Consider the following 14,028-nt stretch of genomic DNA (forward strand, 5'->3'; position numbering starts at 1 on the left):
CCTGCGCATTCATTTGCATAACGGTTTCAGTATGCCCGTCAGGCCTTGTCTGTCGTATCACCGACAGCGGCCAGATCAACGCTGTCGCGGTACTCCGGCACCGACACCGCCCAGCCCAGTTCCAGACTGATACGCCGGCGCAGTACGTCCGATGCATTGGGTTCGCCGTGTACCACGAAGGTGTGTTTCGGCGGGCGTTTGAAGCCGCGCAGCCATTGCATGATTTCATCGGCATCGGCATGTGCCGACAAGGTCTGCATCGGCACCACGTCGGCGCGGATCGGGACTTCCTGGCCGTGAATGCGCACCGAAGGGGCTCCCGCCACGATCTGTGCGCCACGGGTACCGCCGGCCTGAAAGCCCGGCATCAGCAGCGAGTTCAGCGGGTTCGGCGCCAGCGCCTTTAGGTGGTGCAGCACACGGCCGCCCGTGGCCATGCCGCTGGCAGCGATAATCACCACCGGAGTGCGAAGCCGTTCCAGTTCGATCGACTCGTCGATCGAGCGCACAAAATGTGTCCCGCGACACATCCCTTCGCAACCGTCCGGTGACAGCCGGTGTTCGCTACGAAAGCGCTGGTACAAGCGCGTGACATCCGTAGCCATCGGGCTATTGAGATAAATCGGCAGATCGGGGATCGCATGCTGCTGCTTGAGGCGGTACAAGTGGTACATCAACAATTGCGCCCGGCCCACCGCAAATGAAGGCACCAGGGTAATACCGTGACGCAGCGCCGTACGATTGATCACGTCGGCCAACTGTTGCTCCGGGTCCTCATCTGGATGCTTGCGGTCACCGTAGGTCGATTCCACCAACAGATAATCCGCCTGCTCAATGGTTTCAGGGGCAAACATCAACGGGTCATCAGGGCGCCCCAGATCCCCCGAACACACCAGTGTCACGCCATCGGCGACTACTTCCACGGTGCTGGCCCCCAGAATATGACCGGCCCCGCGCAACAGCACGCTCAAGCCAGGGACGATTTCGACCCGATGGTGCCATTCGATCGGTTGCAACAGTTTCAATGTCTGTTCGGCGTCCTGCTCGGTGTACAACGGCAATGCCGGCGAGTGCTTGGAGAAACCGTGCCGATTGGCGAAACCGGCCTCCTCTTCCTGCAGGCGACCGCTGTCGAGCAAGAGGATTTTCACCAGCTCACAGGTCGCCTCTGTCGCATAGATCGGTCCGCGATAGCCATTGCGCACCAGTACCGGCAGGTAGCCGCTGTGATCGAGATGGGCATGGGTCAGGACAATCGCATCCAGGTCCTGCACAGGTAACTGAAAAGGGTCCCGGTTGTGCAGACGCAATTGCTTGTAGCCCTGAAACAGGCCGCAGTCGATCAATACATGCCGGTCCCTGTGATCCAGCAGATACTTGCTACCGGTGACGGTGCCGGCCGCACCCAGAAAAGTGATTCGCATGGCCATCTCCCCAGCCTCGACAAGAGCGTCATTGATCGCTCTTTTTGCCTCGCTGCCCTTTGATTTTTATCAACTGGCCGCCTGACTGGCGCCGCCATCAGTCGAAACCGGACGTGGGTTTGACGATCATCAGGCTGCACGGTGCCCGGTTCGTCAACGTTTCGACCGTACTGCCGACAGAACCATCGACATCGCGGTGATAGGCCGAACCCAGCACCAGCATGTCGAAAGCGTTCTGGCGCGCAAACAGTTCGATCACCTTGTGGGGAATGCCGGTCAGTTGATGCCGGCGCGGTTTGCCGATGCCGTAGCGTTCGGCAAGCGCATCGAATGCCTCTTGCTGGGTATCGGTGATCGCCTCGCACAAGCTGTGGTCCAGACTCAATGTCGGCACACTCATCGCAGCGTCCCCCAGCACCGACCAGTTACAGACGTTCAACAGGTGCAACGTCGCTTCGGTTGCGCCCGCCAGGGTTGTGGCCAGGTTGAGAATCCGGTCGTTGAGACCCTGGGTCAGCTCTTCCAGATGAGAAAGGTCGACGGCTGCCAGTATTTTCGCAGGTACGGGTTTCGCGTTTTCACTCACCAGGTGCAGATGAGCCGGACAGTCGCGCAGCAATACCCAGTCCAGCGGCCGGTGAAAGGCACGCTCGAGTGCCGGCACATAATGCATATCCTTGATCACCAGATCGGCATGGAAGTCATTGATGTATTCGAGTACATGGGCGGGCGTGGTCCTGGCCCACACCACTTCGGTGCTGACCGGCAGTCGGGCGCTGCGCTGAAACCGCGCTTGCTGTTCCAGCCACTGGCGGTGCACCTGCAGGTAGCCCTCCCGCGCCTGCGCCATCGCATTCGGGTCAAAAAGACCCGCCACCGCCAGCGCCTGGACATAATCGAATGCCACGATGTGCAGAAGCGCCCCGGTGGCCCTGGCCAGCGCCTCGGCACGTTCGAAGGCCGGCGAATGGTTCATCTCGGGGGGAGCAATCAACAAAATACGTTTGAGTTTGAGCATCACTTTTCTCCGGCAATGCTTGGCTGGCCCTGCCAGCCTGACGTCCCTGTTCCGACTCACGATGGAACTCGATTACTTGCGCGCCGCTTTTTCGGCCATGCGTCTTGCGCGCTCGTACGCCTCTTCCGCCGCTCGCTGCGCCTGCTCTGCCTTGAGCAGGGCCTCATCGGCCCGAAGCCTGGCGGTAGCGGCATTGTCCTCGGCGGACTCCAGTCGAGCGTCGAATTCTTCGGTCTGGCGATGACCGCAACCGCCAGTCGCCGCCACCAGCACACTGAGCACGACGATGGCCAAGCGCCTGTTCATGGTTTTCTCCTCAATGGATCAATGCTGAAGACCGTGTTGGCTTGAGTATCTGGCGTTGGCCACCGCTAGCTCTGATCTTTGTCAAACAAATCACTCGCCCGCGGGCACTGGGATCGATGCCGGGCCCAACAGGCATTGTTGACATTCCTCAACGAAATTTTGTCGCCTTGGCGTAGAAAAAAACACCGGGCACCTGTTCCCTGCCTCTCACATCGAACCGAGGACACCGTCATGAACGATTTGAGCCTGCGCAAATGCATTCTGGAAGAACTCGAATTCCAGCCTGAAATCGACGCCGCCAACATTGGTGTCTCGGTGGAGGACGGTGTCGTCACGCTGACGGGGCATGTCAAAAGCTACGCTCAGAAAGTCAGCGCCGAACGTGCAGTAAAACGGGTCAAGGGGGTGCGTGCGCTGGCCGAAGAGATCGAAGTCAGGCTTGAGCGAAATGCCGGCACCGCAGACGACACCATCGCCAGCCGCGCCTTGAAAATCATCCACTGGAGTTCCGACGTTCCCGAGGGCGATATCAAAGTCATCGTGCAGGGCGGGCGGATCACGCTGGAAGGCGAAGTCGACTGGCAGTACCAGAAGGAAACCGTCGAGCGCTCGGTACACAAGCTCACGGGCGTCACCGCAGTGAACAATCGCCTGACCCTGCGTCCGCGACTGGACGTCTTCGATATCCAGCAACGTATCGAAGCCGCTCTCAAACGCAATGCCGAAGTCGAGGCCAAGGATATTCGCGTCAAAGTCGAAGGCGATGTGGTAACGCTTGAAGGCCGGGTTCACCTGTGGCGTGAACGGCAGATCGCGGAGCGAGCCGCCTGGTCGATGCCCGGCGTCAGTCGCGTCGACGATCATCTGCTGCTGGCGTAAACCTCGTCTCGATCAGGACGCCGGCGCCAGCCTCTTGCGGCAAATGGAAGCCCTGACGGCCGAGGAATTCGCCCCGCTACAGCCCCTGCCGCGCGTTGCGCAACCTGCACGGACTGACGCGGCATCGTCCTGACACGGGAGGCTGGTGAATGCTGGCAGTCACGCTGATCAACACGCTGGTGGTGATCGTCGCCGTGGTGATTCACTACGAGTGCCTGTTGCGCCTGAACGACTTCCTGCCGCGCCTGAAAATGTGGCGCCGGTTCAGAATTGTCGTTGGCGTGTTTGGCAGCCTGCTGGCCCATGCCGTCGAAGTCTGGGCGTTTGCCCTGGCTTACTACCTGATGGCGCATTCCGGCCAATGGGGCTATCTGACAGGCAACTTCGACGGCACCTTCATGGACTGCGTGTACTTCTCTTTCACCACCTACACGACCATCGGTTTCGGTGACATTTCCCCTGCCGGTCACCTCAAGTACCTGACCGGCCTTGAAGCGTTGACCGGTCTGGTCCTGATCACCTGGACCGCCTCCTTTCTGTTCCTCGAAATGCAGAAATACTGGAAGAGCAAATAGCCGCTCATGGGGCCGACGGAGGCGTCCATTGCCAGTTGCGCACCTCAGGCAGGTCCTCGCCATGTTCGATGAGATAGAGCTTGTGCCGCTCCATTTGCGACCAGTATCGCGCCCGCGCCTCATGCACCTGGTCCTGCAATCGCGGTACGCGCTCGAACACATCCAGCATCAACCGGTAACGATCCAGACGGTTGATCACGACCATGTCGAACGGGGTGGTGGTCGCGCCCTCCTCCATAAAGCCACGGACATGGAAGTTGTCATGGCTGGCGCGTTTATAGAGCAACCGGTGAACCAGCGCCGGATAACCATGGAAGGCGAAAATCACCGGTTTATCGACGGTAAACAGCGTGTCGAATGCGCTATCCGACAAGCCGTGGGGATGCTGATACGACGGTTGCAGCACCATCAGGTCCACGACATTGACCACCCGCACCCGCAGGTCCGGTACGCAGTCGCGCAACAATGTCACGGCTGCGAGGGTTTCCAGAGTCGGTACGTCTCCGGCGCAAGCCATGACCACGTCCGGTGTCTGGTCGTCGCGACAGGCCCAGTCCCAGCGGCCGATACCTGCCTGGCAATGGCGTTGCGCTGCGTCGATGTCCAGCCACTGCCACTCCGGTTGTTTGCCGACCACGATGACGTTGATGTAATGGCGGCTGCGCAGGCAATGGTCGGCCACCGACAGCAGGCAATTTGCGTCTGGCGGCAGGTAGATTCGCGCGATGTCGGACTTTTTGTTCGCCAGCAGATCGATGAACCCCGGGTCCTGATGCGAAAAGCCGTTGTGGTCCTGGCGCCACACATGGGAGGTGAGCAAGTAGTTGAGCGACGCCACCGGCTTGCGCCACGGTACTTCGGCAGCGGTCTTGAGCCACTTGGCGTGCTGGTTGACCATCGAATCGACGATATGGATGAACGCCTCGTAACAGGACAGCAGACCGTGACGGCCGGTCAGCAGATAACCTTCCAGCCAGCCCTCGCATACCTGCTCGCTGAGAATCTCCATGACCCGGCCATCGGCACTCAGGTTCAAATCGTCATGTTCCACAGGATCAAGCCAGGTCTTGCCGGTCACCTCGTACACCGCATCGAGACGATTGGAGGCAGTTTCATCTGGGCCGAACAGGCGAAAATTACGGGTCGCCAGGCTGTTTCTCATCACCTCGCGCAGGTATTTCCCCAATACCCGCGTGGCCTCGGCGCGCACGCTGCCGGGGGTGTCGAGCGGTACAGCAAAGTCGGCAAACCGGGGCAGATCCAGTGGTCGCAGCAACAGCCCGCCATTACCGTGGGGATTGGCGCTCATGCGGCGGTGGCCCGTAGGCGCCAGCGCCGCGATCTCCGGCATCAGTGCCCCTTGGGCGTCAAACAGCTCTTCGGGACGATAACTGCTCAACCACGCTTCCAGCTGTTGCAGGTGAACCGGCTGGCTGAAGTCGGCCAGCGGTACCTGATGGGCGCGCCAATTGCCTTCAACCCGGTGGCCATCGACAAACTTCGGCCCGGTCCAGCCCTTGGGCGTGCGCAATATCAACACAGGCCAGACCGGCCGATGCGACACGTCATGGGCCGGTCGCCGACGCGCGTCACGCTGGATCCGGCGAATCTTCAGCAGCATCGTATCCAGGGTCTGTGCCAGCACCTGATGCACCTGCATCGGATCATCGCCTTCGACGAAGTACGGATCGTAGCCATAGCCGCGCATCAGCGCCGACAGTTCGTCCTCGGGAATTCTGGACAACACCGTGGGGTTGGCGATTTTGTAGCCATTGAGGTGCAGGATCGGCAGCACCGCCCCGTCACGCACCGGGTTCAGAAACTTGTTCGAATGCCAGCTGGCGGCCAGCGTACCGGTTTCAGCCTCTCCGTCGCCGATCACGCACGCGACGATCAGATCAGGGTTGTCGAACGCTGCGCCATAGGCATGCGCCAGGCTGTAGCCGAGTTCACCGCCTTCGTGGATAGAGCCGGGAATCTGCGCCGATACATGGCTGGAGAGGCCGTAGGGCCAGGAAAACTGCCGAAACAGACGCAACAGGCCATTGGCGTTGCGCTCGACCATCGGACAGACCTCGGTGTAAGTGCCTTCCAGATACGTCTGCGCCACCACCGCCGGCCCGCCATGGCCGGGGCCGGCAACGAACAGCATGTTCAGGTCATAGGTAGTGATCAGCCGGTTGAGATGGGTGTAGATCAGGTTCAGCCCCGGCGTCGTCCCCCAGTGTCCCAACAAACGCGGTTTGATGTGGCTGCGACGCAACGGCATCGCGAGCAACGGGTTGTCCTTGAGGTAAATCTGCCCGACGGCCAGGTAATTGGCCGCACGCCAGTAAGCATCCAGACCTTCCACTTGCTCTGCACTGAGAAACTCGCTCATGAGATTGCCCGCCAGACCATTCAACACCGGTTCATCGATTCTGGAGGGCGGCCCTCCCCAGGACTTGATTTAAATCAAGCGTCATCATCAGCAGAAACGGTCAATTAACGACTCGACCTGAAGCGAAATAAGATGATGAGTGACATATTCCATTGGTCTTTTTTTCCCCTTGCCAACGCCGGATTGAGCGCCCCTGACAGACCGGCGACTACAATTAAAAAACTATGTGATGGGGATCACACTCATGTCCGACACCAAAGCGTTGCAATTTCGTCGCCTCAAGTCGGCCTGTTCCAACTGCAGTGTGCTGGAGCTGTGTCTGCCGATCGGCCTGTCCGAGCAAGAGGTAGAACGACTGGATGCGCTCATCGCGCAGCGTTTCAAGGTCAAGAAAGGCGCAGCACTTTACCGCGAGGGTGATCCGCTGCGATCCCTCTATGCCGTCCGCCTGGGGTCATTCAAGACCAACGTGCTGTCCGTCGACGGGCGCGAACAGGTCACCGGGTTTCAAATGCCGGGAGAAATGCTCGGCCTGGACGCCATCAGCACTGACTCGCACGCCTGCAACGCCTTCGCACTGGAAGACAGCGAAGTCTGCCCGGTCCATTTCGCCCATCTGGAAAAACTCGCGCAGCAACTGCCCTCGCTGCAACACAACCTGAACAAGCTGCTGAGCCGGGAAATCGTGCGTGACCACGACATGCTCATGTTGCTCGGTACGATGAACTCCGACGAACGCCTGGCGGCCTTCTTGCTGAACCTGTCTCAACGCTTGAACCAGCGTGGTTACTCGTCGAAAAACTTCGTCCTGAAAATGCGCCGCGAGGAAATCGGCTCGTACCTGGGATTGCGCCTTGAAACCATCTGCCGGGGCATCGCGCACCTGCGCGATCAGGGCTTGGTGGAAATCTCCGGGCGCGACGTGAAAATCCAAAATCTGGAAGGGCTCAAACAGATGATCGCCGGTTGCCATCGCCCTACCTTGTGCTGATCCCGTAAAGTCTGGAGCCTCCCCGTGCGCGCCATGGTTCTGCATTCGCCCGGGCAGCCGCTGCAACGGGAAGAACGTCCGGTCCCCGTCCCCGGCGCACGGCAACTGCTGATCAAAGTCCTGGCCTGCGGCGTGTGCCGTACCGATTTGCACCTGCTCGACGGCGAACTGCCGCAAGCCGTGCTGCCACGGGTGCCGGGGCATGAAATCGTCGGTGAAGTCACCGCCGTGGGCGGCGACGTCGCCCGCGGTTGGATCGGACGAAGGGTCGGTGTTCCCTGGCTGGGCTGGACCTGCGGCGAATGCCCGTTCTGTCGCTCGGGCCGGGAAAACCTTTGCGATCAGGCGCAGTTCACCGGCTGCCAACTGGACGGCGGCTACGCCGAGTACACCGTTGCCGACCCGCGATTCTGCTTTCCGATTCCCGATGCACTGAGCGACCAACAGGCCGCGCCACTGCTGTGTGCCGGACTGATCGGTTTTCGAGCATTGCAAATGGCCCGTGACGCCCGCCACCTCGGGCTTTACGGGTTTGGCGCGGCAGCCCATCTGGCGATCCAGATCGCCCGGGGCCGCCGCCAACGTGTCTATGCTTTCACCCGGCCGGAGGATCATGAAAGCCAGGCTTATGCCCGCACGCTGGGCGCGGAATGGGCCGGCCCTTCGGATCAACTGCCGCCTCATCCACTGGATGCCAGCCTGATATTCGCCCCGGTCGGTGCGCTGGTGCCTCTGGCGCTGTCCGCAACCGTCAAGGGCGGTTGCGTGATCTGCGCCGGAATCCACATGAGCGACATCCCCACCTTTCCCTATCGTCTGCTCTGGGGCGAACGCAGCCTGCGTTCGGTAGCCAACCTGACCCGTGAGGACGGCACCGCGTTTTTCGCCGAGCTGCAACACACGCCAGTGCACTGCGACGTCACCCGGTTTGCGCTGGATGACGCCAATCAGGCCCTGGCCTGTTTGCGCAGCGGCCGGTTCAACGGCGCCATCGTGCTCACCCCCTGATGCTTTACCGCACCGCGAGAATACTGCCCGGCACGCTATACAGCGCCCGTTCGGTGTTGCTGCCGATCAAGCGATCGACGCCCACCCGGTGCACGGTGCCCATCACCACCACATCCGCCTGATACTGCTCGACGAACTCGCTGATCACCGGCACCGGCAGCCCCATGACAAAGTGCCGACGTTCTGGCGGCACGCCATAACGGTCGGCCAGACTGACGAAGGCCATGTGCAACGCCTGCCGCAATTCCTCGACAAAATCCACGCCCCAGCCGCCACCGACCAGCGGTGCGTCACCATTGAATGCAGCCGACAGGTCGTAGGCATACAGCAGGTGCAGCGGTGCATCGCACTGCAAGGCCAAGGCATTGGCGGACTGAATGATGGTGTCATTGAGGCCGCTGATCTGCGTGGCCGGATCAAATGGATCGACCGCGGCCACCACGCGGTGCGGCACACCATAACGCGCCTGATTGACCAGGTGCACCGGCACCGCACACTCGCGCAGCAAGTGGCAATCCAGCGGCGTGATGAACACCCGCTTGAGCGCCGGTTCCAGGGTGACGTCCTTGATCAGCAGGTCCGGCTTCAGGTCTTCGACGGCGCGCAGGATGTCCGGCAGCGGGTGCGTGGTGAACACGACCTTGACGGTGGCCTCGATGCCCAACTCGCCCAGACGCCGTTCCTCATCCGCGACCCAGCGGCGATAGCGGCGTAAATAGCGCTGGTAGTTGGCATCGTCGGTTTTCTCTTCCCACACATGCACCACCGGCACAGGATCGGCAAACGCTCGCACATGCAATACCGCGTCACACGTCCTGGCCAGCGCCTCGGCTCGTGTCATCGCCGCAGACGGATGCAGATTCTGGTCGGCGATCAGCAATAAACGTTGATATTGGCCCATCACACACCTCGGTTCGCACAGGTCTACCAATTCCGGTAAGCCAAGACTGCGCCTGCCATGCCCATGACCGGGTTGATTTACATCAGAAAGGCGCAAATCAACGCCGCACATCGACTGTGTCTGATCCAGATCAGATTCCGGCCGCGCCAGCGGCGTAGAAAGGACTCAACCGCGAGGTTCGTCACCCCGCGCCGACCTGAAGAAAGCGGAAGGAGGACCACCCCATGCTCACTGTCAAAGACCACAATGAACGGGCCGCTGCGGCCTACGCCGCAGTGTCCGGGCAATACTGGATCGAAGCGCTCAAGGATGGTCGCCACATTCTGATCCGACCTTTGGCGCAGAAGGATCGCGAGCGCGAATACGCCTTTATCAAACGGCTCTCTCCCGAGTCCCGGCACATGCGTTTTCTCGCGCAGATCAACGAACCGGACAAGGCGATGCTCGACCAGTTGATGGACACCGATAACCAACAGCGCATGGCTTACATCGCCCTGGTACACGAAAACGGCCAACTCATCGAAATCGGCGTCAGCCGCTATGCGGCCACCGGCGAGCACGAATGTGAATGCGCCGTGACGGTCGCCGATGAATGGCAGCACCTGGGCCTGGCGACTTTGTTGATGGAACACCTGATCAAGGCCGCCCGCCGTAACGGTTTCCATCGGATGTATTCGGTGGACGCATCCAGCAATGCCCCCATGCGCGACCTGGCCAGAGCGCTGGGATTCGAGACGCACCATGACCCCGAAAGCAGCAATCAGGTGATCCATCGTCTCTACCTGTAAAAAATCACCCCGCGATGTTCAGGCCAACGGTTCATCGCGGGGTGATCCAGAGCTTCAGCTCTGCGACTGCCCGCCCGGCTTGATCGCAAACACACTGCAGGGTGCACGATGCAGGAGTTGCTCGGCGGTCGTGCCCAATAACTTGTTCAAGCCATTGTGCTGCACGGTGCCCATGACGATCACGTCCGTGTCATGTTGGCTGGCGAACTCGCAAATGCTCGGCACTGGCGCGCCCTCGATGAAATGGCGCCGCTGTACCTCAACCCCATGACGCTCCGCCAGCGCGGCGAAGGCCTCATGCTGAGCCGTACCCAAGGCTTCATAAAGCCCGGTCGCCAGAGGCAAGGCGCCCACGCCAATATCCATTGCGTACGCCGCGGCCCAGTCATACACATGGACCAACTCCAGTCCGGCGCCGCACTGTTCGGCAAGTTTCACCGCCGCATCGATGATCTGATCGTTGAACACCAGATCCTGCTCCTCGCTGCGCAGCACATCGACGATGGCCATGATCTGGCGCGGCCGAGGATGGCGGTCATTGGTCACCAGATGCACCGGCACCGGACAATCGCGCAGCAATTGCCAGTCCAGCGGGGTGAAAAACACGCGCTTGAGGGCCGACTCTTCCTCGGCGTCCTTGATAATCAGCGCCAGTGACTGTTCATGCACGAAATGCAGGATTTCCTCATAAGGGCGCTGCACCCAGAGCACCTCGCGGGTGACCTCGATACCGTGTCTACCCAGGTGCGCAGCCTGGTCCGCGAGCCAATCGCTATGGCGCTGCAGATAACTTTCCCGGGCCACGCTGATTTCTTCGGCAGCAAACAGCCCTGCCACCGCCAGCGCCTGCAAGTAATCGAACGCGACGATATGCAACGGCAATTGCATGGCCTGCGCCAACGCGGCGGCGCGCTCGAATGCGGGTGTGCGCGTCATGGAGGGGGGAGCGATCAACAACAAACGCTGAGTCTGTGACATTGGACACCTCGGCATGCAGTCAACTGAAAGAACACTTGTCCAGATTGAGCCATGCAACCGAAGGCCATTTGATCTTTGTCAGCTTTGGCCGTTCTGCAGAACAAATCCGGTGATTCGAGACACGCCTCAGTAATGCAGCAAGGTGCCCGCCCACATGGCCAGCGTCAGTAAAAGCTGGCCGGGGATGACATACGCGGCAAATCGCCGGCCGCCGCTGACCCAGGCCACCAGACATTTGCTCAACGAATTGCTGCTGACGGCAATCAGCGCCGGCGGGACGATGGCATCGACGGGCAACAACCCGGCCTTGGCCAGCGAGGCGATGGACGCGATGGAAGAATGAGCGTCGGCAAAACCGCTGAACGTTGCGGTCAACATCACCCCTACCTGGCCGAAGTAGTTGAGCATTACCGATGAAACGAGCGTGATGGCGGTCATGGTCAACGTCACGACCACGGCGAGCTTGAGATTGAACGCCCCACCGTCCTCACGGGGTTCCTCGGCACCTCTTTGCGACCCGTGAAACATCAGGCATACGCCATACAATGCCGTGGTCGCCAGCCCGCAGCCCAGCGGCACCCACAGGCTGCGCAACAGCGCGGTGTCCACAGTGCCGACAATCAACGCCACCTGAATCACCGTGGCCAGGTTGGACACGATTGCAGCCGCCGCGAGCGTTCGCACCTGCCCGGGCGCCCTGGCGACGCGCTGCCCCATGGACGCGATGGTGACGGTGCTGGAAACAAAACCGGAGGCAACAGCACTGATGGCATAGCCGTAACGACTGCCCAGGGTTCGCACGGCGATGTGCCCGATGGCCCCCACCAGCATCAGCAATACCGTCAGTGTGCAGAGGGTCCGCAGGTTGATCGCGTGATAAGGCCCGATGTAGCGGTCCGGCGCCAGCGGCAGGATCACCAGCGCCGCTACCAGCAAGACCAGGCCGTCGCGCATTTCGGTCTCGGTCAACTGACTGTTGGCAAAGTCATGCAGTTTTTCCCGATACGCCAGCAACCCCGCTACTACTACACCTGTCGCCACCGCCATTTCTGCAGCAGAACCGCACCAGGCGCCGAGCAGCAATACCGTGAGCAAGGCCACTTCGCTGGTGACGCCCGGGTCGTCACTCAGGCTTCGCCAATACGCCACGGTAATCAGTGCGGTCAGGCCGAGCACCACAATCCCCAGCAGCAACGCGCCACCGACCTGCATTGCCATGTACCCCAGCAGCGCAGTGATGGCGAAGGTCCGCAGACCCGCACAGTCACGGGTACTACCGGTGCCTTTGTGTCGTTCGCGCTCCAGGCCGATGAGCATACCGATGCCCAACGCGGCCGCCGCGCCGGCCAGGTCAAGGGACTCATTCACGGGCCACCCGCCCCTGTCAGCGACTAGTCAACGCTTGCCACCGATGGTCGTGCGGCGTCCATCGGCACGCCAGCCTTGCGCGCCGTCGGCTGCGGCCAGGTGTGCGGTGCGTCGATTCGGGCCCGGAGCTGGCCGACAAATGCCCGGGCCTGCTCCAGGCTGTTGAAATTCACTTGCAGCCGATCCATGTGCACGACCCAGCCATGGGGGCTGCGTCTCTCGATGATCTCAATGTTCATGGACAGTCTCCGCAAACCGGATATTCAAGGCGTGATCGCGACTTTCATCACACCGTCGCGTTGATGGGCAAACAACTCGTAGGCCGCCTCGATGTCATCGAGTTTGAAACGGTGTGTGACCAGCGGCGACAGATCCACCGCCCCGCTCTGCACCACTGCCATCAACCGGCGCATCCGCTCCTTGCCGCCCGGACACAGGGTGGACACGATGCTGTAATCGCCCAGCCCGGCGGCAAAGGCGTCGAGCGGAATATGCAGGTCGCTGGAATACACCCCTAGGCTGGACAAGCGCCCGCCGGGCCGCAGCACCCGCAACGCCGATTCGAAAGTGCCTTGGGTGCCGAGCGCCTCGATGGACACGTCAACGCCACGGCCATCGGTCAACGCCATGATCTGCTCGACCACGTTGCCGTCCTTGAAGTTGACCACGTCGGTTGCCCCGAGGCGCCGGGCGACACTCATGCGTTCCGCAACCGCATCGACGCCGATGATGGTGGTGGCGCCCTTGAGGCGCGCCCCGGCCACCGCACACAGACCGATAGGCCCCAGGGCAAAGACCGCGACGGTATCGCCGATGGCGATCTTGCCGCGCTCGGCCCCGGAGAATCCGGTGGACATGATGTCCGGGCACATCAGCACCTGCTCGTCCGTCAGGCCGTCGGGAATCGGGCACAGATTGGCCAGCGCGTCCGGCACCAGCACGTACTCGGCCTGGCAACCGTCAAGCGTGTTGCCGAACTTCCAGCCGCCGATGGCCTTGAAGCCATGCCGGGTGTCCGGGCCGTCCTGGGATCCGCAGCCACACAGGCAGGCGTAGCTTTGTCCACTGGGGGTGATTGCCCCGGCGATCACCCGTTGCCCTTCGACGAACCCGCGCACCTGTGAGCCCAGCCGCTCGATGATGCCCACCGGCTCATGACCGATCGTCAGCCCTTTGGCCACCGGGTACTCGCCGCGCAAAATGTGCACATCAGTGCCGCAAATGGTCGTGGTGGTGATGCGGATCAGGGCGTCCAGCGGGCCGACCTCGGGGATCGGCTTGTCTTCCAGCACGATGCGGTTCTTTTCAACGAAAACAGCAGCTTTCATGGTCGCCATGGTCGATCCTCTGCGCCTGTCGTGAACGTGGTTCCAGCACAGGACCCAGACTGCGCCCGAGCGACTCGGCAAAAA

The 14,028-nt window shown here is 61.1% G+C and carries 14 protein-coding genes; 5 read left to right on the forward strand and 9 right to left on the reverse strand.

The genetic code is table 11. The features are described from left to right. Positions 1-38 precede the first annotated feature (38 nt). The 3 genes from CAF87_RS13140 to CAF87_RS13150 form a co-directional block, all read right to left on the reverse strand. Positions 39-1,424, reverse strand: a complete 1,386-nt coding sequence (locus tag CAF87_RS13140; protein WP_085732249.1) for an MBL fold metallo-hydrolase RNA specificity domain-containing protein — start codon at positions 1,422-1,424, stop codon at positions 39-41. A 97-nt stretch (positions 1,425-1,521) separates the two neighbouring features. Next, positions 1,522-2,442, reverse strand: coding sequence for a universal stress protein (locus CAF87_RS13145; RefSeq protein ID WP_085731776.1), 921 nt, complete (start codon positions 2,440-2,442; stop codon positions 1,522-1,524). A gap of 72 nt (positions 2,443-2,514) precedes the next feature. Further along, a complete protein-coding gene (locus CAF87_RS13150) occupies positions 2,515-2,748 on the reverse strand; it encodes an Lpp/OprI family alanine-zipper lipoprotein (RefSeq protein ID WP_085731777.1) in 234 nt (77 codons plus the stop codon). Positions 2,749-2,979: 231 nt separating this feature from the next. Here CAF87_RS13150 and CAF87_RS13155 point away from each other — a divergent pair, with 231 nt between their 5' ends. Beyond that, the gene (locus tag CAF87_RS13155; RefSeq protein WP_085731778.1) at positions 2,980-3,627 is read left to right on the forward strand and encodes a BON domain-containing protein; all 648 of its coding nucleotides are present in this window, start codon (positions 2,980-2,982) and stop codon (positions 3,625-3,627) included. Between the two features lie 149 nt (positions 3,628-3,776). Further along, positions 3,777-4,202 carry a potassium channel family protein gene (locus CAF87_RS13160; RefSeq protein ID WP_085731779.1) on the forward strand — a complete coding sequence of 142 codons (426 nt, stop codon included), beginning with the start codon at positions 3,777-3,779 and terminating at the stop codon, positions 4,200-4,202. A gap of 4 nt (positions 4,203-4,206) precedes the next feature. Here the strand turns inward: CAF87_RS13160 and CAF87_RS13165 are convergent, their stop codons facing one another. Next, positions 4,207-6,582: a phosphoketolase gene (locus CAF87_RS13165; protein WP_085732250.1), complete on the reverse strand. Its 2,376-nt coding sequence runs from the start codon at positions 6,580-6,582 to the stop codon at positions 4,207-4,209. Between the two features lie 244 nt (positions 6,583-6,826). Between CAF87_RS13165 and fnr the strand changes: the two genes are divergently transcribed. Together fnr and CAF87_RS13175 are read left to right on the forward strand one after the other, a co-directional pair. Further along, entirely contained in the window at positions 6,827-7,573 is a 747-nt protein-coding gene (gene fnr / locus CAF87_RS13170; RefSeq protein ID WP_085731780.1) for a fumarate/nitrate reduction transcriptional regulator Fnr, read from the forward strand. Positions 7,574-7,597: 24 nt separating this feature from the next. Beyond that, a complete protein-coding gene (locus CAF87_RS13175; protein ID WP_085731781.1) occupies positions 7,598-8,581 on the forward strand; it encodes a zinc-dependent alcohol dehydrogenase family protein in 984 nt (327 codons plus the stop codon). 4 nt (positions 8,582-8,585) lie between these two features. Here the strand turns inward: CAF87_RS13175 and CAF87_RS13180 are convergent, their stop codons facing one another. After that, positions 8,586-9,482, reverse strand: a complete 897-nt coding sequence (locus tag CAF87_RS13180; protein ID WP_085731782.1) for a universal stress protein — start codon at positions 9,480-9,482, stop codon at positions 8,586-8,588. A gap of 224 nt (positions 9,483-9,706) precedes the next feature. On the opposite strand from CAF87_RS13180, the gene CAF87_RS13185 reads away from it, so the two are divergent. Continuing rightward, the gene (locus CAF87_RS13185; protein WP_085731783.1) at positions 9,707-10,270 is read left to right on the forward strand and encodes a GNAT family N-acetyltransferase; all 564 of its coding nucleotides are present in this window, start codon (positions 9,707-9,709) and stop codon (positions 10,268-10,270) included. A gap of 54 nt (positions 10,271-10,324) precedes the next feature. Here CAF87_RS13185 and CAF87_RS13190 read toward each other — a convergent pair whose 3' ends face one another. From CAF87_RS13190 to CAF87_RS13205, 4 genes are all read right to left on the reverse strand, one after another. Then, the gene (locus CAF87_RS13190; RefSeq protein WP_085731784.1) at positions 10,325-11,248 is read right to left on the reverse strand and encodes a universal stress protein; all 924 of its coding nucleotides are present in this window, start codon (positions 11,246-11,248) and stop codon (positions 10,325-10,327) included. 126 nt (positions 11,249-11,374) lie between these two features. Then, positions 11,375-12,616, reverse strand: a complete 1,242-nt coding sequence (locus CAF87_RS13195; RefSeq protein ID WP_085731785.1) for a DUF4010 domain-containing protein — start codon at positions 12,614-12,616, stop codon at positions 11,375-11,377. Between the two features lie 23 nt (positions 12,617-12,639). Further along, complete coding sequence (locus CAF87_RS13200) at positions 12,640-12,855, reverse strand: hypothetical protein (protein WP_085731786.1); 216 nt, start codon at positions 12,853-12,855, stop codon at positions 12,640-12,642. A 24-nt stretch (positions 12,856-12,879) separates the two neighbouring features. Then, the gene (locus CAF87_RS13205; RefSeq protein WP_085731787.1) at positions 12,880-13,953 is read right to left on the reverse strand and encodes an NAD(P)-dependent alcohol dehydrogenase; all 1,074 of its coding nucleotides are present in this window, start codon (positions 13,951-13,953) and stop codon (positions 12,880-12,882) included. Positions 13,954-14,028: the final 75 nt, after the last annotated feature.

Source organism: Pseudomonas sp. R38(2017), from assembly GCF_002112395.1.
Lineage (GTDB): Bacteria > Pseudomonadota > Gammaproteobacteria > Pseudomonadales > Pseudomonadaceae > Aquipseudomonas.